Here is a 22920-nt window from a genome sequence, read left to right on the forward strand (position 1 = left end):
CACCGCGCTCCTCATCGGGCCGGTTCGGGCGGGGTGCCGAGGGCAAGGCCGGGCAGCTCGCCGGTGTCGCGCCACGCCTGGAGCAGATCCTCGAAGGCGTAGAAGCCGGGCCAGTACGGGTCACCGAGGTGGGAGCGGATCTGCTGCTCGCCCTCGTTGTTGTAGTAGCCGGGGGTGCACTCGCGCTGGAAGTTGCTGTTGTCGATCGCGCTCTCGCGCACGGTGGTGCACCACTGCTCCTGCGCCTCGGCGGTGGGTTCCACCGTGGTCGCGCCACGGGCCAGCGTTTCCTTGATGATGTAGGCGATGTGGGTGGCCTGCTGCTCGAACATGGCCGTCGTGCTCGCGGTCACCCCGCCCTGGACGAAGCCGGTGAAGAACTGGTTCGGGAAGCCGGTGGTCATCGTGCCGTGCAGGGTGCGATATCCCTTGGCCCAGTGGTCGTAGAGCGAGAGCTCGTCGCGGCCCGCGAAGGGGGCGATGCCGAAGCGCCGGTCGAGGTCGGTGGTGATCTCGAAGCCGCTGGCGAAGATGATGCAGTCGACCTCGTGTTCGACACCGTCGGCGACGATGCCCCCGGCGGTGATCCGTTCGACGCCCTTGGTGCCCGACACGTCGACGAGGGTGACGTTGGGGCGGTTGAACGTCGGCAGATAGTCGTCGTTGAAACAGGGCCGCTTGCACAGGAATCGGTAGTACGGCTTGAGCGCCTCCGCTGTGGCCGTATCGGTGACGACGGCATCGACACGGTCGCGCACCCGCTGCATCGCCTGATAGTCCAGCAGCTCCCGCAGCTCCATGAACTTCTCCGGCGTCAGCTCCGCCCAGCCGCCGGTGCGGTCGAGGTGATCGCGCACATTGCGGCTGACCTCGGTCCATCCGTCGCAGACCAGATCGTTCTGACCGGGACCGTAGGCTTCGAACGCGCCGGTGTGGAAGTTGCGACGCAACTCCTCCTGCCAACCCGGCTGCAAGGTCTGTGCCCACGCGGGGTCGGTCGGCACGTTGCCGCGCTCGTAGATGTAGGACGGGGTGCGCTGGAAGACGGTCAGGTGCTGCGCGGAGCGGGCGAGGTGGGGGATCGACTGCACCCCGCTGGCGCCGGTGCCGATGATCGCCACCCGCTTGTCGGCGAGCTTGTCCAGCCCGCCGCGCATGTCGCCGCCGGTGTAGGCGTAGTCCCAGCGCGCGGTGTGGAAAGTGTGGCCCGCGAAATCGGCGATCCCGGGGATGCCGGGGAGCTTGGGCCGGTTGAACGGGCCCTGGCACATGATGACGAAGCGCGCGCGGATCTCGTCGCCCCGGTTGGTGCCGATCCGCCAGCGCTGAATCGACGCGTCCCACGTCATCGAACGGGTCAGGGTGCCGAAGATCGCCTTCTCGTAGAGGCCGAAGTGCTTGCCGATGCGTTGGCAGTGCTCGAAGACCTCGTCGCCGAAGGAGTACTTCTGCTGGGGGATGTAGCCCACTTCCTCGAGCAGCGGCAGGTAGCAGTAGCAGTCGGTGTCGCACTGGATGCCGGGGTAGCGGTTCCAGTACCAGGCGCCGCCGAAATCACCGGCGTGCTCGATGATGCGGAAGTTCTCCACCCCGGCACCGGTGATCCGGGCCGCGGTGACGAGTCCGGCCAGTCCGCCGCCGAGGATCGCGACATCGATGTCCTGCGAGATCGGCGGCCGCGCTACGACCGGGGTGTAGGGATCGGACTCGTGGTACTCGGCGAATTCCGCCTCGGCCTCCACGTACTGCTGCTGGCCCTCCGGGCGGATCCGCTTGTCGCGCTCGGCGAGATACCTCGCTCGGAGCGCGTCGCGATCGACCTCGGGCGTCTGCGTCGGTTCGCAGGTGTGCATGGCGAATTCCTCGGTGTGATGCGGTGTTTCGGGTGAGCGGGGCACGGGACTCAGGCGAGATCGCGCGGTGCGCCGGTGCCCATGTAGGTGGCCAGGTTGTGGTGCAGGTTGACGACGCTGCGTTCGCGATACGGGTTGGGCTTGGGTCCGGAGAACCCGCGCGTCTTCATGCCCCGTTGGACCGCGGCCATGTTGGAGAAGTCCTGGGGCAGCACCGTGCGCCACGCCGGATCGTCCTCGGCGGTGTACTCCCACTCGGTCTTCGGCTCCTGGCCCGCCGGGAACAGTTCGTAGACCGCGGCTTCGAAGATGCACTTGTCCGGGTCGTAGCCGAAGGGTCTGGCGCTGTAGCAGAGCATGTTGTTGAGCGCGTGACCGATCTGGAAGTTGGGAAAGATCTGCCATGCGGTACCGGCGGCGGCGACCACCTGCGGGTCCACCGTCGGCCACACCACTCCGCGGTCGGCGTCGTAGTTCCTGGCCGATTGCAGCCAGTGCTTGAGCACCTGATCGGCCGGCGTGCCCTCCGGCAGTTCGGCTACTAGGCGATTCGCGGCGTCGACCAGGGTCCTCGTGGTGTTGGTGTTGGCGTTCTCCCAGGTGAAGTTCTGTAGTTCGGCCGTGGACATGCGGGCGTCCGGCCCGGCCCCGAGCCGCAATTTCGCCTGGTTCTCCTCCATACCTTTCGGTGCGTCGTAGCCGATGTTGCTGTGCTTGCCCTGGGCGCGCGACCATCCGAGGAAGTTGCCGAAGTTCATGAACTCGGGGTGGGTGTAGGGCACGTGGTAGGTCTCCATGAAGGCCTCCAGCGCGACCTTCCAATTGCAGTCGAAGACCAACCAGCGCCGCCAGCGGTAGCGCATGTTCTCCAGCTGGAACGGATCGAGCAGGCTCGCGGCCGGTTCCAGATAGTCCCGCAGCGATTCGGCGTCGGGGTCCATGTTGATCCAGATCCACCCGCCCCAGGTGTCGACCCTGACCTGGGAGAGCCGAGTCTTGTCCGGGGTCAGACCGCGCGGCCAGTCCTGCTGCTCGGCCGCGAAGGTGTTGTTGCCCTCCAGGTCGTAGCGCCAGCCGTGGAAACCGCAGACGAATTGCTTGCAGCTGCCGTGTGTATCGCGCGAGTACGGGGCGGTGTCGACCAGCCTGCGACCCCGATGCGAGCAGACGTTGTAGTACGCGCGAAGGGTGTCCGGTCCCGACCGCGTCACGATGATCGAGTCGTCGAGGATGTCGTAGGTGAGGAAATCTCCGACCTTCGCCAACTCCTCGACCCGGCCGACCTGCTGCCACACCTTGGCCCACAGTTTGTCGCGTTCGGCGCGGGCGTACTCCTCGGACAGATAGGCCTCGACGCCGATGGTGCGCGGCGTCGACAGCGCTTCTTCGGTTGCGGCGACCGCGGATTCGATGTTGTCGACAGTGTCGGTCATGGCTTCTCCTCACGGGTGATGGCGGCTCGGAACGCGGCGTCCTCGAGGAACAGGGAGGTGTGGTCGGCGTCGAGGTGGGTCCACTTGAGGTCGAGCCCGCCGTCGACCAGCAGGGTCTGGCCCGTGATGTAGGTCGACAGGTCCGAGAGCAGGAACAAGATCGCGCCCGCCTGCTCGTCAGGTCGACCGCGTCGGCCCATGGCGATGGCCCGGCGGTCGCGCTCGGCGTCCTCGCCGACATAGGTGGCCGAGGCCGGGGTCTTGGTCACTCCGGGGGCCACGGCGTTCACCCGGATTCCGTCGGCGGCGAGTTCCACGGCCAGTGTCCGGGTCGCGGCCACCAGCGCGGCCTTGGCTGTGCCGTAGCCGATATGGAAGGGCGCGGTGTTCATCCCGCTGATCGAGGAGATCGACACGATCGAGCCGGGCCGCTGTCGTGCTTTCAGTTCGGCGGCCACAGCCTGACTCATGAAGAACATCGTTTCCAGGTTCTGGGTGAACAACGCGCGCCAATCCGCGCGGCTCACCCGCAGCGCGGGCATCCACGTCGCCGGCGCGGCGCCGCCGGCGACATTGACCAGCCCGTGCAGCTCGCCCTCGGTTGCGCGGATCTGCGCGAGCACCGTGGCGATGCCGTCGTCGGTCGAGGCGTCGGCGGCCACCGGAACAATCGAGAGCCCCTGCGCCACCAGCGGATCGACGTGAGTGGCGAGGTTGTCCGGAGATCGGCTCACCGCGATCACGGTGGCCCCGGCCCGTGCGACCATCTCGACCACCGAGGTCCCGATCCCGCCGCCCGCCGCGCCGGACACGACGACGACGCGTCCGGTGAGATCGGTCGGCACGGCCCGGCTCATGGCGTGCGTCGCAGCGCGAGCACGCTGCCCTCGGCGTCGGCCGACAGGTACAGCGTGCCGTCGGGTCCGGCGGTGATCCCGGCGAAGGGGCCCTGCGGTCCGGAGAACGGCGGCAATCCGCGCAGCGGCTTGGGCGTGACTCCGGGCGGAGCGCCGACCGGCAGGTTCTCAGCGAGCGTGGTGCGCACCTTGGTCGCGAGATCCACGCTGATCAGCGACTTGCTGCCGACATCGACGACATAGAGCGCGCCCTCGCGCACCAGGATTCCCTGGGGCTGCTCCAGGCCGTCCACCACCGTGTCGACGCCGGCGCTGCTCACCGAAACGATGCGTCCCGCACCGGATTCGGCGACCAGGCAGGTCCCGTCCGGTGTGAACGCGACGCCGATCGGCTGGTGCAGGTCGGCGGCCAGCTGTTCGACGCGGCCGCCGGATCGCACGGCCAGCACCCTGCCCGTGCCGAACTCCGTGGCGACGATGTCACCGCTGGGTGCGACCGCGACACCGTAGAGCTGGTCGAGTTCGTCGGCCAGCACCTCGCTCTCCTGGGTCGCGGGCCGGTAGCGCGTGATCTGACCGCCCGAGGTGGTGACGATGAATTCGCCTGCGCCGACAGCGGTTACGCCGCGGATGAAGCCCGGATAGCCGGGGCTGAACAGCATCCCCACCGTCTCCGGCGCGCTTCCCGGCCGCAGGACATAGAAGTAGGTGCCGTCGGCGACGTAGAGTTCGCCGTCGCTGTCGACGGTGAGATCCAGCGGCCAGTTCAGGCCGCCGGGCAGGGTTGTGCGGGTCCGGCCGCCGTCGAGGATCTCGGTGATCTCGCCGGTGAAGTTCGAGACGAACAGCCTGCCGTCGACGAAGGTGCAGTTGTCCAAACCGGGGTTCAGCGTGGCCAGCACGGTGCGCTCACCGGTGCGGGGATCGATGCGCAGCACCTCGCCGGTACTGACCTGGGTGGAGACGATGTTGCCCGCCGCGTCGAACTTCACCGAGTCGGGGACACCGAGATCGCCCACCACTCGTTCGGGTTCGCCCCCGAGCGGGTCGATGCGCCAGATGTCGTTGGTGCCCATCACCGGGTAGTAGAGGAGCCCGTCGGGGCCGACCTCCATGGCGTTGGGCATCGCGAGGTTCTCCGCGAGAACGCGGGGCTCACTGCCGTCGGTGAACAGTTCCATCAGTCGCCCGCCGACACGACATTCGTTGACGAACAATCTGTTCTGATGCACGGTGATGCCGTTCGCGCTCGGCAGGTCGTCGCGCAGGACCCGAGTCCGGCCGTCGGCGCCGCGCATGCTGACGCGCCCGTCCATCACCTCGGTGGCGAACAGATTGCCCTGGTCGTCGAAGGCCAGATCGTCGGGCGCGATGATGTCGCCGCCCTTGGCGCTGATCGTCTCGAGTCGACCGGTCGTGATGTCGAGTGCGCTGATCTGGCTGCCGGTCACCTGGGCGACATAGACGCGCCCGTCGGGGCCGGTGCGCAGACCGTTCGCGCCGAAGAGCCGGCTCGGCGGAGTGAGGCGTTCCAAGCTCCACCCTTCGGCGAGGCTCATTGCTGTGGTGTTGATGTAGCGCGCCCCTTGCGTCACGGTGGGGCCTCCTCCGGGGTGAGAGCGTCGGGGTCCGCGAGGGGTGGCGTCGCACTCGGCCGGATCGCCGGATCGTGATGCGGACCACTTCGTCGGTGGATCGGAGCCTGCCAGCAAGTGGTGAGCATTACAAGTATTGTTATCCTTGTAAGGATTGTTTAGCATGCGCGACGAGAGAGAATCGCAATCTCATTGCTTGCAAGTCGCACTCTACTGCTGTTGACGTGCGCTTTTGTGAAGAATTGTCAGGAGAGCTAGGCGCGAGTGGGCGCCGAGTCCGGCGGCAGGAGTGGCGACGCGAGGCTGGTGTCCGTCAGCCGGGGTGAACGCAGCGGCGTGCGGCCGCTGGGTGTCGTGGCGCTAGCGACGGCACGGCAGGGGTGAATGTTGTTGTGCCCCGCCGTGAATCGGCAACCCGCGTCGGCCTTGATTCGAACGCGCGAAGTCGAAGGGAGCTCGACCGGGCCCGCGGGTGCGGCTAGATACGTGCGCGGTGGCTGGATTGGATCGACTGGCGTGACATGGCCGACGAGGCGTTGACGACGCCGCCGTCGAAACGTTCGAGCACCACTGCCTGCGTCGCGGCCAGGTGTGCGCGCGCCAGCCGCTCGGCCTCCTCCGCTCGACCCGCGGCGATCTCGTCGACGAGCCGGCGATGGAAGCGCACGGCGTCTTGCGCGTCGGCCTCGGAGGGGTACTCGCCGCGTCGGGTCGTCGCTTCCGCCCAGGCTTGCTCCTGTGCTGACCACAGGGCCACGAGCGTGCTGACGACGTAGCGGACGGTCACGTTCGGCGTGAACGAGACGACGAGATCGTGGAACTCGCGGGCGGATTGGGTGAAGGCCACGCCGTCGCCGACCATGGTGGCCGAGGCGTCGACGGCGGCCTGGAGGGCGGGGACGACCACTTCGGCGCGGTCCTCGCGCCGGGCGCATTCGGCGGCACACATCGGCTCGAGCGCCTGTAGTCCGGACGCGAGATCGCCCAGTGTCACCCGGGCGCCCTGCAGGGCGAGGCCGAGGTGATAGGCCGCCGAGACCTCGTCGGGTCGGTGTACCTCGGCGCCTCCGACATTGCCGCGGCGGACGGTGACCAAGCCCTCGGTCTCCAGGATGCGCAGCGATTCCCGGATCGAGGGATAGCTGACGCCGAAGTCCTTGACCAGTTGATCCTGGGTCGGGAGACGGTAGTTGTCGTCGGAGAGGATGTGGTCGCGCAGTTCCGCCGCGACGGTTTCCGCGATGCGGCGCTGCGGAACCCGGCCCCGTCTCGGGGTGGTCAACGAACCCGCCGATCGTCCATGGCGGGAGTGTAATTGATCGCGGGTCAACCATTCAAGTATTGCTATCCTTATGCTGTCAAATATTGCTATCCTTATGAGGATTAACTACAGTCTGATCATGGATTTCACGATGGGTACGGCTGCCGCGGACCTGCGGGGGGAGCTGCGCCGACTGGTGGACGAGCACGTCCCGGCTGATTTTCTGGGCGCCTTCACCGACGATCCGGCCGATTTCGCTGCTGCCCAGCGGTTTTCCCGTCTGCTCGCCGAACGGGGTCTGCTCTGTCTGGCCTGGCCCGCCGAGTTCGGCGGCCGCGATGCCTCGCTCTGGGAACAGACCGTGGTGCGCGAGGAGATGTGGGCGCATCACGAGCCCCGCGGCGCGCAATACATGGGCGTGAACTGGGTGGGGCCGACGATCATGCGACACGGCACCGCGGCCCAGCAGCGGACCCATCTGCCCCCGATCGCGCGCGGGGAGGTGATCTGGTGTCAGGGTTTCAGCGAGCCGGATTCGGGCTCGGACCTGGCGTCGTTGCGCACCGCGGCCCGCCGCGACGGTGACGGCTGGCGGATCTCCGGTCAGAAGGTCTGGACCTCCTACGCCGCGATGGCCCAGTGGTGCTTCCTGCTGGCCCGGACCTCGACCGGGGAACGCAAGCAGTCCGGTCTGACGATCTTTCTCGTCCCGATGTCCAACCCGGCCATCGTCGTTCGCCCGATACGCTCCATGATCGGCCCGCACCACCTCAACGAGGTCTTCTTCGACGATCTGCGGGTCACCGAAGCCGATGTGCTCGGCCCGGTCGACGAGGGCTGGAAAGTGGTCCAGGAGGTGCTGGCCTTCGAGCGGGTGGGTATCGCCCGCTACGCCCGGTGCGAACGTCTGCTGCGCGCCGCGCCCACGGCGCTCGGTGACCGGTGGGACGAACTGCCCGCCGAACTGCGTGGCCGGTGGGCGCGCATGCTGACCCATTGCCGGCGGGCTCGGTTGCTCGCCTATCGGGTGCTCGCGCTGCAACGTGTCGGCCGGGTACGTCCCAGCGACGCCGCGGCCTATCGGATCGCGGTGACCACCCTCGACCAGGACAGCGCCGAGGTGCTGGTGGAGATCGCCGCCTACGCCGGATCGACCGAATCCTCGAATGATGAAGGGCTTCAACGGTTCCGCCGCGAGTCCGAGGAGCACTGGCGCTATTCGCAAGCCGCGACCGTGGCCTCGGGAAGTATCGAGATGCAGCGGATTCTGCTGGCCCGAGCATTGCTGGCGGTGTCGTGAACATCGATCTGAGCGCGGATGCGCTCGAGTTCGGCTCGCAGGCCTCGCGCGCGCTGGAAGCGGCGGGCGGTGACCAGTTGGTTCAGCTCGCGGAGCGTGAACCGGGGCGGCGCGCGAGTCTGGTCGCGCCGGTGCTGAGTGGACTGGGTGCCTGGGATCTCGACCCGCGCAACGATGCCGACGAGCTGGAGGCGGCGGCTGCGCTGTGCCGTAGCGCGGGCTATTGGGCTGTGCCCTATCCGCTGGCCGAACGGCTCTCGCGGCCCGTCGATCTCGAGGTCGACGGCCTGCTCGTGATCGCCGACCACCGCCCGGAGGCGCCCGTCGCCGACCTCGAATTGCGGTGGGCGGCAGTTACATTGTCGGGCCGCCGCAGCAATGTGGCGGTAGGACCGTCGCGGTCGCCACGCGGCTCGTCGTTCGTGACCTCGCTCGAGCTGGGATATCTCGACGACGACGGCGCGGCCGACGTGGCACTCGGGCTGGTGCTGCCGTGCTGGACATTGCTCGGCATGCTCGACCGCGCGATGGATCTCACCCGCGCCCACGTACTGCTGCGTGAGCAGTTCGGCAAGCCGCTCGCGCAACTGCAGGGCGTGCAGTTCCAGCTCACCGAAGCCGAGGTGGAGCGCACCGGTCTCGACGTGCTGGCGAAGTACGCGCTGTGGAGCATCCAGGTGGGTCGCGACGAGGCACTCGACGACGCGCTCGCACTGCGGTCGGCCGCGATCGAGGCGGCCGAGATCGTCTTCCGGGTGGCCCACCAGTTGCACGGCGCGATCGGCTTCTGCGACGAGTCGACGCTGTCGTGGCTCTCGCGCTACAGCTTGCCGCTGCGGCGTTTGCCGCTCGGATTGTCGGGCACCGGCGACGCGTTGACGCGGCGCGTCGGGCGCACCGGCCTGACCGGTTTGTTCGACGAGGACCCCGCGGCGGTGACCGGGTGAACTACGACCTGCCCGACGAACTGATCGTGGAACGCGACGGCCCGATCCGCACCGTGGTGATCAACCGACCCGGTGAGCTGAACGCGGTGAACAAGGCTCTGCACTGGGCGCTCGCGAATGTCTGGCGGCAGCTCGCCGCCGATCCCGAAGCCGGGGTCGTGATCCTCACCGGGGCGGGCCGGGCTTTCAGCGCGGGCGGCGATCTCGACTGGATCACCTCGTTTCTCGACGATCCCCTCGCACGCGACGAGAGCATCAGAGAGGGGGCACAGATCATCGAGGAGATGCTGCGCTTCCCGCTGCCGGTGATCGCGGCGGTCAACGGACCGGCGGTAGGGCTCGGCGGCAGCCTCGCGGTGCTGTGCGATGTGGTGCTCATTTCCGAGCGGGCATATCTGGCCGACCCGCATGTCGCGGTCGGCCTGGTCGCCGGGGACGGCGGGGCCGCGTTCTGGCCGTTGCTCACGCCGATCCTGCGGTCGCGGGAGTTCCTGTTCACCGGTGATCGGATCAGCGCGGCCACCGCCGTCGAGCTCGGGCTCGCCACCCGCAGCACCGCCCCCGACGCCCTGCTCACCGAGGCGCATGCGCTCGCCCGACGGTTGGCCGCGTTGCCGCCCGAGGCCGTGCGCGGTACCAAACGGATCGTGAACATGTATCTGTCCCAGGCGCTCGGTGGTCCGATGCAGGCCGGTTTCGCGGCGGAGGTCGCGACCATGGAGTCCGCCGCGCACCGTGACCGGCTGCGCGCGCTGCACGAGCAGGCGCGCAGCCGGTGACGGGGGAGTCCCGGACCCTCGACGACTTTCGCACCGAGGTCCGACAGTGGTGCCGGACGAACATTCCCGTCGACTGGCGCACAGCCCAGACCGGCGTCTCGGACCGGGAGTTCGTCGAGTTCCAGCAGTCCTGGTTCCAGCGATTGCGGGCAGGCGGGTTCGCGGTGCCGCACTGGCCGAAGGAATACGGCGGCGGGATGTCGTCGGCCGAGCAGGTGGTGCTCTATCAGGAACTCGCCGCCCACGACGCGCCCCGGCTGGTACTGGCTTTCGTCTCGATCCACCACGCGGCGGCCACGCTGCTCGCCGCGGGGACCGACGAGCAACGCCGACGCCACCTTCCGGCCATCCTGGACGGCGAGATCTGGTGCCAGGGCTTCTCCGAGCCCGGCGCGGGTTCGGACCTGGCCGCGCTCGCCACCACCGCGCGCCGAGGACCCGACGGTTATGTCGTCAACGGGCAGAAGCTGTGGGCCAGCGGCGCGCAGTACGCGGATTGGTGCCTGCTGCTCGCCCGCACTGATCCCGATGCGCCCGCGCGACAGGGCATTTCGTACTTCCTGCTGGACATGCGGTCACCCGGCGTCGAGGTCAGGCCCATCCGTCAGGCGACGGGGGAGTCGCACTTCTGTGAGATCTTCCTCGACGACGTGGTCATCGCGACCGACCGTCTGGTCGGCCGGGAGAACATCGGGTGGCAGGTCGCGCAGCGAACCCTGGGCGCCGAACGCGGCATGACGATGCTGGAACTGGCCGAGCGACTCGGCAACGGTGGTTTCGGCCGGCTGGTCGAGAGCTGTCCGCTCGACGACCCCGTGGTGCTCGACCGTCTCGCGGCACTCGAGATCGAGCTCACCGGGCTGCGCGCCCTGTGCGCCGACTTCGTCGCCGAGGCCGCGCCCGGACCGGCCGACGCCTCGATCGTGAAGTTGTACTACAGCGAGCTGCTGCAACGCATGACCGACTTCGGCACCGAGGTGGCGGGTCTGGCCGCGCACACCGAGTTACGAAAGCCGCTGTCGAGCGGCTGGGAGTCCGGCGCCTGGATGCTGGATTTCCTCGGTTCGTGGGAGTGGACGATTCCGGGTGGCACCAGCGAAATCCAGCGCACCATCATCGGCGAGCGCGGCCTCGGCCTACCTCGCGAGCCCAGAGGGAAGTGATGAACTCGAACCACACCGACGACCTCGCCGAGCTGCACGCCGAGGTGGCCGCGGTAGCGCGGGAACTGCTCGCCGACTCCGCACCCCGCTGGGCGACGATCGCGCAAGCGGGATGGCCGGGGCTGGAAGTATCGGCGGCGTTCGACGGCGCCGACGCCGGCTTCGCCGAGGTCGCCGTGGTTCTCACCGAGATCGGTCGGGCCGCCGCGTCCGGGCCGTACCCGGCGGTCGCGGCGCTCGCTGTCGGAGCCCTCGATCATGCTGTGCCGACACCGGATAGGGACCGACTCCTGCGCGAGACCGCTGTGGGCGCCGTCGTCCCGATCGTGGCGCTGGCCGCAGAAGGCATGGAGGAGAAGCTGTTTCGGATCGAGGACTCACCGCGTGGGCCGCTGCTGCGCGGCGCGGCGGATTTCGTCCTCGACGCGCCCGGCGCGGGGCGGCTGCTGGTCCCCGCCGTCGATCCGGCGGGCGAGGTCGTCCTCGTCGACCTCGACCCCCGTGCGCGCGGGCTGCTCGTCACCGAGCGACCGGTGCTCGACGCCACCCGGAGCTTCGGCGACATCATCGCCGAGGACGTCGCGGTTTCACCGGAGTCGTTGTGGCACTTCGAAGACGGCTATCAGGCCGATGCGCTGCGTGATCGGGCCGCTGTCGCGGTGGCCTGCGACAGTCTCGGCCTGAGCCGGGCGATGCTCGACGCCACCGTCGCCCACGTCGGGGTGCGAGAACAGTTCGGCCGCGCCATCGGGTCGTTTCAGGCCGTCAAGCACGCGTGTGCCGACATGCTCGTTCAGGTGACGGTCGCGGGGAAGCTGGTCGACGCGGCGGTACGCGCAGTCACCGCCTCCGGTGCCGATGCGGCGACCTCGGTCTCGATGGCCAAGTCCTACGCGTGCGCGACGGCAGTGGATATCGCCGGCAAGGCGATGCAGTTGCACGGGGGAATGGGCTACACCTGGGAGAGCGGCGTCCACGTCTACCTCAAGCGCGCCGCGCTCAACCGGTCGCTGTTCGGTTCGCCCGCTCAGCATCGCGCGCGGCTGGCCCGGCGGTATTCCGTTCAGACGCCGCACCGTTGGGGCGCCTGAACGGCAAGTCGCTCACGACCGCAGGCGCGCCTCTGCCAGCTCGCGCAGGTCGCTCGACTTGATCTTGGCGCTCCCGGTGAGCGCGATGTCCGCGTCGTCGAAGAACAGCACGTGCCTCGGCACCTTGTAGCTGGCGAGCCGGTCCCGCAGGAAAGCACGGATCTCCTCGGCGAGCGGACGCGCGCCGTCATGGGGCACGATGCACGCGACGACGACCTCGCCGAGCGTCGGATGAGCGACGCCGACGGTGCGGGTGACCTTCACTCCGGGATGGTCGTTCAGGGCGGCGTCGACCTCGAGCGGCGAGACGTTGGCCCCGCCGGTCTTGATGATGTCGGTGAGCCTGCCCTCCCAGTACAGCCGACCGGTCTCGTCGAGGTAGCCGCCGTCGCCGGTGTGGAAATACCCGTCGGCGTCGAAGGTCTCCTCGCGGCGGACGCCGAGGTAGCCGAGCATCAGGGTGGCGCCCTTGACACAGATCTCGCCGCGCGTGCCGCGCGCCGTCAGGGTCCCGGTGAGCGCGTCGACGATCTTGATCGTCATGCCGGGCAGCGCGATACCGCTGCTGCCCGCATGCACCTCGGTCGGCGTATCGGCCGGGAAACAGGTGGCGATGGTGAAGGTTTCGGTGCACCCGTAGGCGCGGCCGGGTTCGAACCACTTCGTCGACACCGTGGGGTGTCGCGCGATCGGGGTGTGGAAGTCCACGAACCGCATGCCGCTCAGATCGACGGTGTCCCAGTTGGGCGCGCCCTCGAGTTGGGCCCACTGGTGCGGCCAGGCGACCGGGAAGTTCACTCGCCGCGCGGCCATCAGCTCGAGCGCCTCGACGGCCACGAAGGTCGGTTGCAGGACGAGGGCGCCGCCCGCGGCGAGCGTCGAGCCGAGCGCCTGCGCGAAATTGCCGGACCAGAAGAAACCGTTGGCGGCCCAGCACCGCACGTCGTCGGCGGGCCCGAAGCCGAACAGGCGCTGGAAACGCCACATCTGGATCGTCACCCCCGCATGGGCGCTGAGGATGCCCTTCGGGGTGCTCGTCGAGCCCGAGGAGAAGAACAGCACCGCGGTATCGCTGGGCCGCACCGCCGCGGCGGTGGCCTCGACCAGTTCGCGAGCGGTGCCACGACCACGGTCGAGAAACGCGTCCCACGTGTCGATCGCGGTGCTCGCCGCCGCCTCGCCGATCATGGCCAGTCCGCGCAGGAAGGGGTATGCCGCCGAGTGCAGGGCGCCCGGCGTCGCCTCGGCGATCTTCGGTTCCAGCTCGGTCAGCACCGCCGCGAAGTCCTTGTCGGCCACGGTGCGCTCGAACAGCAACACCGAGACGCTGGACTCGCGCAGCAGGAAGTCCAGCTCGGCGCGCGTCGAGAAAGTGCTCAGGGCGACGGCGACGCCGCCCGCGAGCGCGGTGCCGAACACCGCGGCGAGCCACTCGGGACGGTTGGTCATCAGGACACCGACCCGGCCGTCCTTGCCGAGACCGCAGGCGCGCAGCGCCATGGCCACCTCGACGGCCCGCTCCCACAGATCGCTGTAGGTCCAGCGGATGTCGCCGTCGGCGGTCCGCGCGAGCACCGCCTCGCGGTCGCCATATCGCTGGGTCACCTCCCGCAGGAACCCGGGCAGGGTGAGCGGTCCGAGTCCCGGTTCGGTGCTCAGATCGGGACCCGTCACGAGCGAAACAGCCTGTGCGGATACGGTTTCGGACTCCACGCCCATCATCGGCCTCTCTGCGTATGTCTCGGCGCCGTCAGAACGGCAGCTCGACCTCGGCGGTGCAGTCCACCAGCACGCCGAGGTCCTGATTGGTCAGGCGCAGCTTGATCTGCACGATCGGAACGCCCCACGACGACTCCGCGTCCTTACCGATCACCTCGGCGTCGAAGTAGGTCACATCGCCCTCGAAGGCGGGCAGGCGGAAGTTCGCCTTGGAATGCCGAACCATGCCGTCGTAGCCGGCCCAGTAGGCGAGATAGTCGGTGCACCAGGCGCCCATGGTGGCGCCGTATCCGTAGGCACGTGCCATCCCGACCTCGCTGGCCTTGTCCGCGTCGATATGGCCACGCGACGGTCCGACATAGAGGCCGTCGCGCTTGCGCGGATCGATCTTGGCCCCCTCCTCGTCGAAGGCGAAGCCCTCCACCCAGCCCGGATCCTGATACACCCAGGGGTCGGCGATGCCGGGCGGGGCGACCCAGCCGAAGGTGCCCCAGATGTTGAACAGGAACGCCCGGTACTCGGTGGTGAAACTGGCGACCGTGTGCGGTCCGATCACCCTGCGCGGCAAGGTGTCTCCGACCTTCACCTCGTCGAAACGCGGCGAGACGCCGTGTCGATTCGACATCAACCAGTCGGTGCGCAGCGCGTCGACCGAGGCGAGTTCGGCAGGGGTCCAGCTCTTCACCGTGCCGTACTGGTTCTCGTAGAGACCGCGCTCGGCGGCCTGGGCGGCGAGATAGCGGATCGCGGTGGACCGTTCGCGCGCCACCAGCACGCCGTGCTGATTGGTGTGGGTGGTGTCGCCGCGCGAGAACATGGTCGGCCCGGCGAATTTCGTGTCGGCGACCTTGTAGTCGTGGAAGCGGCGCTGCTGGAACAGGGTGTCGCCGGGGCGAACCGGGCAGCCGTAGAACCACCATTCCTCGCCACCGAAGATCAGGTGACTGCCGGGAATGTGGCCGACGCACGCGGGCGCCGCGCCGTGCCCGTAGTCGAGGGCGACGGCGATCGACTGCGGCGCCACGAGTCCGCCGAAGCGGGACGCACGGGCGAATTCGTGATCCCAGTGCACCGGATTGGGGTAATCCATCGCCATCACCCAGCGACGAATGTCGGAGGTACTGCACGGATCCCACAGTTGGCCGCCGCCGATCGGCTGACCGACCCGGTGATCGACGTCGGACAGGTCGAGTTCGGTGATCGCGGGTCGGCTCGGCTTTGTGCTCACAACTGCTCCTGAACTATCGATTGACGTCGACGACGATGCGACCACGCACCGTGCCCGCGATGAGTCGTTCGGCGGCGGCGATCGTGTCGGCCAGCGCGATCTCCTCGACGATCGCCTCGATGGCGTCCGGCGCGAGGTCGCGGGAGAGCCGGGACCAGGCCGCGTCTCGTCGCGATCGCGGCGCCATGACGCTGTCGATGCCGTACAGGGTGACCCCACGCAGAATGAACGGCGCGACCGAGGACGGGAAGTCCATGCCCTGCGCCAGCCCGCATGCGGCGACGGCGCCGCCGTAGCGGGTCTGGGCGCAGGCGTTGGCCAGGGTGTGACTGCCGACCGAGTCGACGACGCCCGCCCAGCGCTCCTTCTGCAGCGGCTTGCCGCCCGCGGCCAGTTCGGCGCGGTCGAGCACCGTGGTTGCGCCGAGGTGACGCAGATAGTCGGCCTCGTCGGTCTTTCCGGTCGCGGCGGCCACGGTGAAGCCGGCCGCGGCGAGCAAGGCGATCGCGATGCCGCCGACCCCGCCGGTCGCGCCGGTGACCAGGACCTCGCCCTGCTCGGGTCGCACGCCGTGGTCGAGTAGAGCGCTCACGCACAGACTCGCGGTGTAGCCCGCGGTGCCGATCGCCATCGCCTGGCGGGAGGTGAACGCGGCGGGCAGCGGTACGAGCCAGTCGCCGTCGAGGCGGGCGCGCTGGGCAAGGCCGCCCCAGTGGGTCTCCCCGACGCCCCAGCCGTTGAGCACCACGCGGTCGCCCTTGGTCCAGTCCGGGTGCGCGCTGTCGGTGACGATGCCGGCGAGGTCGATGCCGGGCACCATCGGAAAGCTGCGCACCACGGGGGATTTGCCGGTGATCGCCAGTGCGTCCTTGTAATTCAGCGTCGAGTACTCGACCTCGATGTCGACGGTGCCGTCCGGGAGCGCGGATTCGGCCACGCTCGTCAGCGCGACTCTTCGTCCCGCATCGTCTTTTTCGATCAGCACCGCGGAGAACATCGCCGCCATCGTGTCGTCCATGGCGAGCACATTACTTCAATCCTATTAAGGATAGCAATGCTTGACTGTTCAATGGTCAGCGTGCGGTCCAGCCGCCGTCGACCACGATCGTCTGGCCGGTGACGTAGCTGCCCGCGTCGCTCGCCAGCCAGGCAACGGCCCCGACGATGTCCTCGGCGGTGCCCTCCTTCGGCAGCGGAGTGTTGCGCCGCAGATACGCCGCGGCGCGCTCGCTCTCGTAGAGCGGTCCGGTGATCTCGCTGCGAAAGAAGCCCGGCGCCACCGTGTTCACCCGGATCGAATGCCGTGCCCACTGCACCGCGAGTTCGGCGGTGAGCCCGGACAATCCGGCCTTGCTCGCGGCGTAGGACGCCTGCGGGATGCCGGGGATGCCGACCCGGCCGCTGATCGAGGAGATGTTGACGATCGTGCCGCGCCCGAGCGTGCGCATATGCGGAAAGACCTGCTGCGACAGCCGCAACGGCGCGACGAGGTTGAGGTCCATGGTCGCGCGGATGGCGTCGACAGGTTCGTCCTCGGCGCGTTCGGTGGTGAACATCGTGCCTGCGGCGTTGATCAGGATTTCCGGTGGACCCAGTTCGGCGACGACCGCGGGGACAATCGCCTCCAGTCCGTCGGCGCCGTCGAGCTCGGACAGATCGCACGCGACGACGAATCCGTCGATCCGGTCGGCGATTGCGGTCAACCGGTCCCTGCGCCGGGCCACCACCGCGACCCGGGCGCCGAGTGCGGCCAGGGTCGATGCCACCGCGGCGCCGAGGCCCGACGACGCGCCGGTCACTATCGCCACACGGCCGTCGAGGTCGAAAAGGCTTGCGGCCGTGCCGCGATCGGGTGTCATGGCGGTGTCCTCAGGCTTGCGTGGAGTGTGGTCGTCGGGCGGCGAGTGCGGGCAGTTTCGTCCGCTCGACCTTGCCCATCGCGTTGACCGGCAGGGCGTCGACCACGGACCAGATCTCGGGCACCTTGTACGGCGAGAGCTCACGCCGGCACAGTGCGGTGAGTTCCGCGACATCGATCGCGACACCGCCGCTTTCGATCACGGCGGCGACGCGGTGGCCGAGCCGGTCGTCGGCGATGCCACATACCGCGACCTTGGCGACAGCGGGGTGCGCGGCGATGACTCGTTCCACCTCGAGCGGATAGACGTTCGCCCCGCCCCGGATGATGACGAGCTTCTTACGGTCGAGCACGGTCAGCCAGCCGTCCGCGTCGACGGTCCCGATGTCACCGGTCGGGATCGGACCGGGGTCCGGTGCGCGGATGCCCTCGGGTTCCCAGTAGCCAAGCATCGGTCGCCACCGATTCGCCCACGGTCCGGTGGTGGTGCCGCTCAGGCGCAATTCGCCGAGCTCGCCCGCCGGGAGCCGGTGGCCGTCGTCGTCGTAGGCCGCGACGGTGTACTGCGGCAATACCTGCCCGCAGGTTCCGGGACGCGGCGGGGTTCGCGGCGGGTCGATGGAGACGACGGTCGGCGCCTCGGTCAGGCCATAGGTGACGCGGGGGAGGAGCCCGTGCGCCGCGTGGAACGCCTGGCGCAGCGATTCCGGGGTGTCGCCGCCGCCGCTCCACACCTCGGTGAGTGAGCTGAGATCGAGATCGGGGCGGCGGGCGAGATCGTAGAGCTGGGCGGGCGCGCCGTTCCACACGGTGATCCGCCGTGTGGCGATCCAATCGGCGACGCCGTCGACGTCGCGGCGGTTCATCACCACTGCGCATCCGCCCGCCTGTGCGGTGAGCAGAGTGGACAGGACCATGAGATTGAGAATGGTGAGCGGAAAGCTGTCGCCCTTGCGCAGCTCGGGGCCCCAGCCACGGGTGGCGACGAGAGCCGCGCCGGGCAGGAGCAGGTTGCGCTGGCTGTGCACCACGGCTTTGGGCTGTCCCGACGTGCCGCTGGTGAAGGCGATGGCGGCAGGCGCGTCGACCTCGGTCTCGACGGGCGGTGCCACCGCGCCGGTGGCCATCAGCTCCGCCCATCGGTCGGAATCGACGCCCGCGGACGAGGTCACTCGGCACTGTGGCCCGGCGAGCACGACCATCGGAGCGCAGAGGTCGTCCAGATAGCGCTGCTCACTCGCCGTGAGTGCCTCGCCGATCCCCGCCCAGATCGCGCCGATCCGCTGCGCGCCGTGAAACGCCGCGACGATGTCGAGGTCGTTGGGCAGGCAGGCGGCGACCCGGTCGCCGGGCCGCACGCCGAGTAACCACAGCGCCCCCGCCGCCCGGTCGGCCCGATCGTTCAGTTCGGCATAGGTCCAGACGCCGGAAACCGCTTCCACCGCTGCGGCGTCGGGGCGGTCGCGGCGGGCGGCGTCGAGTACCGCGGCGATGGTCCCGGTCGTGCGCCGCGGCCGGTGGGAGCTCGGTGGGTCATGGCTGTCGATGTCGTCCACGATTCTTTCCTCACTATTCTTATAATGATTCATACTATAGGCTCGGTCCCGCTGTCCCGGAGTGCGCGCGAGCTCCTGGACATGGCTTCCGCCGATGCCGAATCCTCCCGGCCGCCAACGTCTCCCGGCTGCCGGTTCCCTGTGACGGAGGAGAGGTCGAGCCGTGATGGCACCTCGAACAACGACGCGCTCCGGACCACTGTCCGAGCTGCGTGTCCTCGATCTGACCGCGATGGTGATGGGCCCCTACTGCACCCAGATCATGGCCGATATGGGCGCGGACGTCGTCAAGATCGAACCGCCCGCCGGGGACAACACCCGCTACATCTCGGTCGGCCCCGACCCGACGATGGGCGGGGTGTTCGTCAATGTGAACCGGGGCAAACGCAGCGTGGTCCTGGATCTGCGATCGGAGTCGGGCAAGGACGCGTTGCGCGCACTGATCGCCGACGCCGACGTGTTCGTCCATTCGATGCGCGCCACGGCGATCGCCGGACTCGGATTCGACTACGCCGCGGTGTCGGCGATCAATCCCTCGATCGTCTACACCAACTGCTACGGGTACGGCCGACGCGGCCCCTACGCGAATTTCACCGCCTACGACGACACCATCCAAGCCGAGAGCGGCCTGCTCTCCGCGCAGGAGCAGCTGACCGGAACGGCGGGCTACGTCGGCACCATCCTGGCGGACAAGGTGGCCGGGTTGACGGCGCTGTACGCCACCACCATGGCGTTGTTCCATCGGGAGCGGACCGGGGAGGGGCAGGAGGTCGAAGTCGCCATGTTCGAGACCATGGCCGCGTTCATGCTGGTGGAACACGCCAACGGCGCGCTGTTCAGCCCACCGCTCGGTCCCGCCGTGTACCCCCGCGCTGTCACGCCGAATCGCAAGCCCTACCGAACCAGCGACGGCGGCTATGTCTGCGCGCTGGTCTACAACGACAAGCAGTGGTCGGCGTTCGTCGACGCCGTCCAGCCGCCGTGGGCCGGACCGCATTTCGCCACCCTCGCCCAGCGCGCGGCCCGGATCGACACCGTCTACGGCCTGCTGAGCGAGACGTTCGCCGAGCGCACGACGCAGGAATGGCTCGATCTGCTGCACGCGCTGGATATCCCGGCCGCCCCGGTCCGCACTCTCGACGAACTCTTCGACGACCCGCACCTGAACGCGGCCGGATTCTTCGAGACGGTCCAGACCGAGTACGGCGCCGTCCGCTTTCCGGGCCCGCCGACCTGGTTCTCCCGCACGCCCGGCCGCATCGCCGCCGGCGCGCCCGGACTCGGCGCCCACACCACGGAAGTACTCGACGAGAGACAGCCCCATCGAATCGACCGAAGAATTGGAGAAGCAATGACCAGTATCGGAGAAGCCTTTCGCGCGCGTTCCTGGCTCTTCGCGCCGGGCGACAGCAGGCGGAAGATGGAAAAGGCCGCGGCGAGCGCGGCCGACATCGTCATCTTCGACCTGGAGGACGCCGTCCGCGACGCGGCGAAAGCCCAGGCCCGCACGATGATCGCCGATCTGCTCACCGCCCGCCCCGCGGACGCGAGCAGGCTGTGGGTGCGGGTCAACCCGCTCGACGGTCCGCACACCCTGGCCGATCTGGCGGCCATCGTCCCGGCCGGGCCCGGCGGCATCATGCTGCCCAAGTCGCGCGGTCGTGCCGACGTCGAAGTCCTCGACCACTATCTGAGCGCGCTGGAGGCAGCCGCCGGAATCGAACAGGGCTCGACCAAGGTCATCGTGTTGGTGACCGAGACCGCCGAAGCCATGTTCACCACCGGCTCCTACCGTGGGGCGCCCCGGGTCGTCGCGATGACCTGGGGAGCGGAGGATCTCGCCGATTCGGTCGGCGCCGCCGAGAACCGAAACCCGGACGGGAGTTACGGATTCACCTACGAGCTGGCGCGGAGTCTGTGTCTGCTCGGCGCCACCGCCGCCGGGGTAGCGGCGGTCGAGACCATCCAGGGCGATTTCCGCGACCTGGTGGGACTGCGCGCCAGAGTCGAGCAGGTGCGCCGCGACGGTTACAGCGGCATGCTCGCCATCCACCCCGATCAGGTCGAGGTGATCAACGCGGCGTTCACCCCGTCGGCCGAGGAATTGGCCGCGGCCCAGGAGATCGTCGATCTGTTCGCCGCCCATCCCGGCGTCGGTGCCATCGGTCATCGCGGCGCCATGCTCGATCGTCCGCACCTGGCCCGCGCGCAGGCGCTGTTGGCGTCCGGCGGACGCGCGTGAGCGTCCGCGCCGAGGTGACAGATCTGGATCTGGGTCGATACCTGCGCCACGGCGACCGCATCGTCATCGGTCAGGCGTGTGGTGAGCCGACCACCCTGGTCGAAGCGTTGATCGCGGGCGGTCGCGAGATCGGCGGGCTCTCGGCGTTCATCGCCACCAGCTTCTCGGGACTGTTCACCCCCGAGACAGCCGACAGCTTCGCCCTGTCGAGCATGGGAGCGATCGGCACGTTGCGGTCGATGACCAAGGCGCACAAGCTGACCGTGATCCCGTGCCACGTGGGCAGGGTCGCGCCGATGATCGAGGCGGGCACGATCGGGTGCGACATCGCCTTCGTCCAGGTGAGCCCGGCCGACGCGCACGGCAACCACAGCCTCGGGCTGATCAGCGACTACGTCCGGGCCGCGGTCACGAAGGCGCGCGTCGTGGTCGCCGAGGTGAACGAGCGGGTGCCCTACACCCACGGCGCGCTGCTCGCGAGCTCCGACATCGACTGTGCCGTCAGGGTTTCGCGGGCGCCGGTCACCGTCGCGCCGACCGCCGCCGACCCGACCGACGACGCCATCGCGGGACACGCCGCGCACTACATCGGCGACGGCACCGTCCTGCAGGTCGGTGTCGGCGCGGTGCCGGACGCGGTCTTGCGACTCCTGCACGATCGCACGGACCTCGGCGTGCACTCGGGCATGATCGGCGACGGCGTCGTCGATCTCATCGAGTCGGGCGCGATCACCAACGCCCGCAAAGGCATCGACCGAGGAATATCGATCACCGGGGCGCTGATCGGCACCGAACGGCTCTATTCCTTCGCCCACCGCAACGCGCTGATCGGCATGCGCGCCACCTCCTACACCCACGACGCCGCCGTGCTGTCGACGCTGGACAACCTGGTTTCGCTCAATTCGGCGCTCGAGGTGGATCTGACCGGCCAGGTGAACGCCGAACAGAGCGGATCGGCCTATCTCGGCGGCACCGGTGGTCAAGTGGACTTCGTCCGCGCCGGCCTGCGCTCACCGGGCGGGCACGCCGTGATCGCGCTGCCCGCCACGGCGAAAGGCGGCACGGTCAGCCGGATCACCGCGCGGCTGTCCGGGCCGGTGACCACCGCGCGCAGCGAGGTGGATGTGATCGTGACCGAATTCGGCGCGGCCGAACTCGCGGGTAGGTCGGTGGCCGAGCGCGCGCGCCGACTGATCGCCATCGCCCATCCCGACTTCCGGGCGGAGCTCGACCGGGCCGCCCACCTGATCCAGCAGCGAGGTTTCTGATGAACGACGCCGTGCTCTTCGACGCCAGGGCCGACGGCATCGCCGTGATCACCCTGAACCGACCGGAAACCCGCAACTGTCTGGACGCCGATGTGCGCGCGGGTCTGTACGCAGCGTGGGATCGTTTCGAGCACGATCCCACGCTGCGCGTCGCCGTGCTCACCGGCGCGGGTGACAAGGCGTTCTGTGCCGGCGGCGATCTCAAGGAGATGGTGGACACCGGGATGCGGGTGCCGCCGCCCGCGATGTTCCCGCTGCCCTACGACACCGTCGAGCTGTCCAAGCCCACGATCGCCGCGGTCAACGGCGCCGCGTTCGCCGGTGGCTGGATGATCGCCCAGGCCTGCGACCTGTGCGTGGCGAGCACGGCGGCGACGTTCGCGATCACCGAGGTCAAGGTGGGGCGCAGCTCGCCGTGGGCCGCGCCGCTGATTCATATGATCCCGCAGCGGATCATGATGGAACTGCTGCTCACCGGCGCGCCGATCACCGCGGGCCGGGCCTACGAGGTCGGCCTCGTCAACCGCCTCGCCGAGCCGGGCGCGGTCCTGACGGCGGCACTGGAACTGGCGGCCGAGATCCTGCGCGGCGCGCCGCTGTCGGTGCGGGCGGCGCGGGACACAGTCATGCTGGCCACCGAGATGGGGCGGTCCGACGCGCTGCGGGCCGCCAGGACCGCCGCCGTCGAGTGCTACGACAGTGCCGACGCGCAGGAGGGTCCGCGCGCGTTCGCGGAGAAGCGAACCCCGATCTGGCTGGGCCGTTGAGGC

Annotated in this window: 18 protein-coding genes and 1 pseudogene; 9 read left to right on the top strand and 10 right to left on the bottom strand. The window is 68.9% G+C overall.

Annotated elements, in window-relative coordinates; translation table 11 throughout:
* Window positions 1-11: 11 nt before the first annotated feature.
* The 5 genes from NS1_RS00945 to NS1_RS00965 form a co-directional block, all read right to left on the bottom strand.
* Window positions 12-1853: a flavin-containing monooxygenase gene (locus NS1_RS00945; RefSeq protein WP_062981414.1), complete on the bottom strand. Its 1842-nt coding sequence runs from the start codon at window positions 1851-1853 to the stop codon at window positions 12-14.
* 50 nt (window positions 1854-1903) lie between these two features.
* Entirely contained in the window at window positions 1904-3286 is a 1383-nt protein-coding gene (locus NS1_RS00950; RefSeq protein WP_062980638.1) for an aromatic ring-hydroxylating oxygenase subunit alpha, read from the bottom strand.
* Entirely contained in the window at window positions 3283-4131 is an 849-nt protein-coding gene (locus NS1_RS00955) for an SDR family NAD(P)-dependent oxidoreductase (RefSeq protein WP_373864320.1), read from the bottom strand. Before NS1_RS00955 ends, NS1_RS00950 begins: the two co-directional genes overlap by 4 nt.
* A gap of 8 nt (window positions 4132-4139) precedes the next feature.
* On the bottom strand, window positions 4140-5702 hold the full coding sequence (locus NS1_RS00960; RefSeq protein WP_062980642.1) for an SMP-30/gluconolactonase/LRE family protein: 1563 nt from the start codon (window positions 5700-5702) through the stop codon (window positions 4140-4142).
* 514 nt (window positions 5703-6216) lie between these two features.
* On the bottom strand, window positions 6217-7020 hold the full coding sequence (locus NS1_RS00965; RefSeq protein ID WP_062980644.1) for a FadR/GntR family transcriptional regulator: 804 nt from the start codon (window positions 7018-7020) through the stop codon (window positions 6217-6219).
* Window positions 7021-7138: 118 nt separating this feature from the next.
* On the opposite strand from NS1_RS00965, the gene NS1_RS00970 reads away from it, so the two are divergent.
* Genes NS1_RS00970 through NS1_RS00990 form a run of 5 tightly spaced genes read left to right on the top strand, consistent with a single transcriptional unit; the run spans window position 7139 to window position 12279 of the window.
* The gene (locus NS1_RS00970; protein WP_062980646.1) at window positions 7139-8299 is read left to right on the top strand and encodes an acyl-CoA dehydrogenase family protein; all 1161 of its coding nucleotides are present in this window, start codon (window positions 7139-7141) and stop codon (window positions 8297-8299) included.
* Window positions 8296-9246 (top strand): acyl-CoA dehydrogenase family protein, encoded by a 951-nt coding sequence (locus tag NS1_RS00975; protein ID WP_062980648.1) that lies wholly within the window; start codon window positions 8296-8298, stop codon window positions 9244-9246. Before NS1_RS00970 ends, NS1_RS00975 begins: the two co-directional genes overlap by 4 nt.
* On the top strand, window positions 9243-10025 hold the full coding sequence (locus NS1_RS00980) for an enoyl-CoA hydratase/isomerase family protein (protein WP_062980650.1): 783 nt from the start codon (window positions 9243-9245) through the stop codon (window positions 10023-10025). Before NS1_RS00975 ends, NS1_RS00980 begins: the two co-directional genes overlap by 4 nt.
* The gene (locus NS1_RS00985; protein ID WP_062980652.1) at window positions 10022-11188 is read left to right on the top strand and encodes an acyl-CoA dehydrogenase family protein; all 1167 of its coding nucleotides are present in this window, start codon (window positions 10022-10024) and stop codon (window positions 11186-11188) included. The genes NS1_RS00980 and NS1_RS00985 overlap by 4 nt, the downstream gene beginning before the upstream one ends.
* Window positions 11188-12279 (top strand): acyl-CoA dehydrogenase family protein, encoded by a 1092-nt coding sequence (locus tag NS1_RS00990; protein ID WP_062980654.1) that lies wholly within the window; start codon window positions 11188-11190, stop codon window positions 12277-12279. The genes NS1_RS00985 and NS1_RS00990 overlap by 1 nt, the downstream gene beginning before the upstream one ends.
* Before the next feature lie 12 nt (window positions 12280-12291).
* Here NS1_RS00990 and NS1_RS00995 read toward each other — a convergent pair whose 3' ends face one another.
* The 5 genes from NS1_RS00995 to NS1_RS01015 form a co-directional block, all read right to left on the bottom strand.
* A complete protein-coding gene (locus NS1_RS00995) occupies window positions 12292-13953 on the bottom strand; it encodes a class I adenylate-forming enzyme family protein (RefSeq protein ID WP_218019879.1) in 1662 nt (553 codons plus the stop codon).
* 76 nt (window positions 13954-14029) lie between these two features.
* Window positions 14030-15226: an FAS1-like dehydratase domain-containing protein gene (locus NS1_RS01000; RefSeq protein WP_062980658.1), complete on the bottom strand. Its 1197-nt coding sequence runs from the start codon at window positions 15224-15226 to the stop codon at window positions 14030-14032.
* A gap of 13 nt (window positions 15227-15239) precedes the next feature.
* On the bottom strand, window positions 15240-16244 hold the full coding sequence (acuI, locus tag NS1_RS01005; RefSeq protein ID WP_281220870.1) for an acrylyl-CoA reductase (NADPH): 1005 nt from the start codon (window positions 16242-16244) through the stop codon (window positions 15240-15242).
* 55 nt (window positions 16245-16299) lie between these two features.
* Entirely contained in the window at window positions 16300-17085 is a 786-nt protein-coding gene (locus tag NS1_RS01010; RefSeq protein ID WP_062980660.1) for an SDR family NAD(P)-dependent oxidoreductase, read from the bottom strand.
* A 10-nt stretch (window positions 17086-17095) separates the two neighbouring features.
* Window positions 17096-18640 (bottom strand): class I adenylate-forming enzyme family protein, encoded by a 1545-nt coding sequence (locus NS1_RS01015; protein WP_255284364.1) that lies wholly within the window; start codon window positions 18638-18640, stop codon window positions 17096-17098.
* Window positions 18641-18806: 166 nt separating this feature from the next.
* Between NS1_RS01015 and NS1_RS01020 the strand changes: the two are divergent.
* The 4 genes and pseudogenes from NS1_RS01020 to NS1_RS01030 form a co-directional block, all read left to right on the top strand.
* Window positions 18807-19952, top strand: a pseudogene (locus NS1_RS01020) (CaiB/BaiF CoA transferase family protein); the annotation flags it as partial.
* Window positions 19953-19991: 39 nt separating this feature from the next.
* Window positions 19992-20882, top strand: coding sequence for an HpcH/HpaI aldolase/citrate lyase family protein (locus NS1_RS38755; RefSeq protein ID WP_084503400.1), 891 nt, complete (start codon window positions 19992-19994; stop codon window positions 20880-20882).
* Window positions 20879-22150, top strand: coding sequence for an acetyl-CoA hydrolase/transferase family protein (locus tag NS1_RS01025; protein ID WP_084503326.1), 1272 nt, complete (start codon window positions 20879-20881; stop codon window positions 22148-22150). The genes NS1_RS38755 and NS1_RS01025 overlap by 4 nt, the downstream gene beginning before the upstream one ends.
* Window positions 22150-22917 carry an enoyl-CoA hydratase-related protein gene (locus NS1_RS01030; RefSeq protein WP_062980662.1) on the top strand — a complete coding sequence of 256 codons (768 nt, stop codon included), beginning with the start codon at window positions 22150-22152 and terminating at the stop codon, window positions 22915-22917. Before NS1_RS01025 ends, NS1_RS01030 begins: the two co-directional genes overlap by 1 nt.
* Window positions 22918-22920 lie beyond the last annotated feature (3 nt).

This window comes from Nocardia salmonicida NBRC 13393, from assembly GCF_001613085.1.
In the GTDB taxonomy this organism is placed as follows: domain Bacteria; phylum Actinomycetota; class Actinomycetes; order Mycobacteriales; family Mycobacteriaceae; genus Nocardia; species Nocardia salmonicida.

Coding starts and splice junctions, on each gene's coding strand:
- NS1_RS00945 (WP_062981414.1), bottom strand. CDS start 1,853: ATGCACACCTGCGAACCGACGCAGACGCCCGAGGTCGATCGCGACGCG.
- NS1_RS00950 (WP_062980638.1), bottom strand. CDS start 3,286: ATGACCGACACTGTCGACAACATCGAATCCGCGGTCGCCGCAACCGAA.
- NS1_RS00960 (WP_062980642.1), bottom strand. CDS start 5,702: ATGAGCCTCGCCGAAGGGTGGAGCTTGGAACGCCTCACTCCGCCGAGC.
- NS1_RS00970 (WP_062980646.1), top strand. CDS start 7,139: ATGGATTTCACGATGGGTACGGCTGCCGCGGACCTGCGGGGGGAGCTG.
- NS1_RS00990 (WP_062980654.1), top strand. CDS start 11,188: ATGAACTCGAACCACACCGACGACCTCGCCGAGCTGCACGCCGAGGTG.
- acuI (WP_281220870.1), bottom strand. CDS start 16,244: ATGGACGACACGATGGCGGCGATGTTCTCCGCGGTGCTGATCGAAAAA.
- NS1_RS01010 (WP_062980660.1), bottom strand. CDS start 17,085: ATGACACCCGATCGCGGCACGGCCGCAAGCCTTTTCGACCTCGACGGC.
- NS1_RS38755 (WP_084503400.1), top strand. CDS start 19,992: ATGACCAGTATCGGAGAAGCCTTTCGCGCGCGTTCCTGGCTCTTCGCG.
- NS1_RS01030 (WP_062980662.1), top strand. CDS start 22,150: ATGAACGACGCCGTGCTCTTCGACGCCAGGGCCGACGGCATCGCCGTG.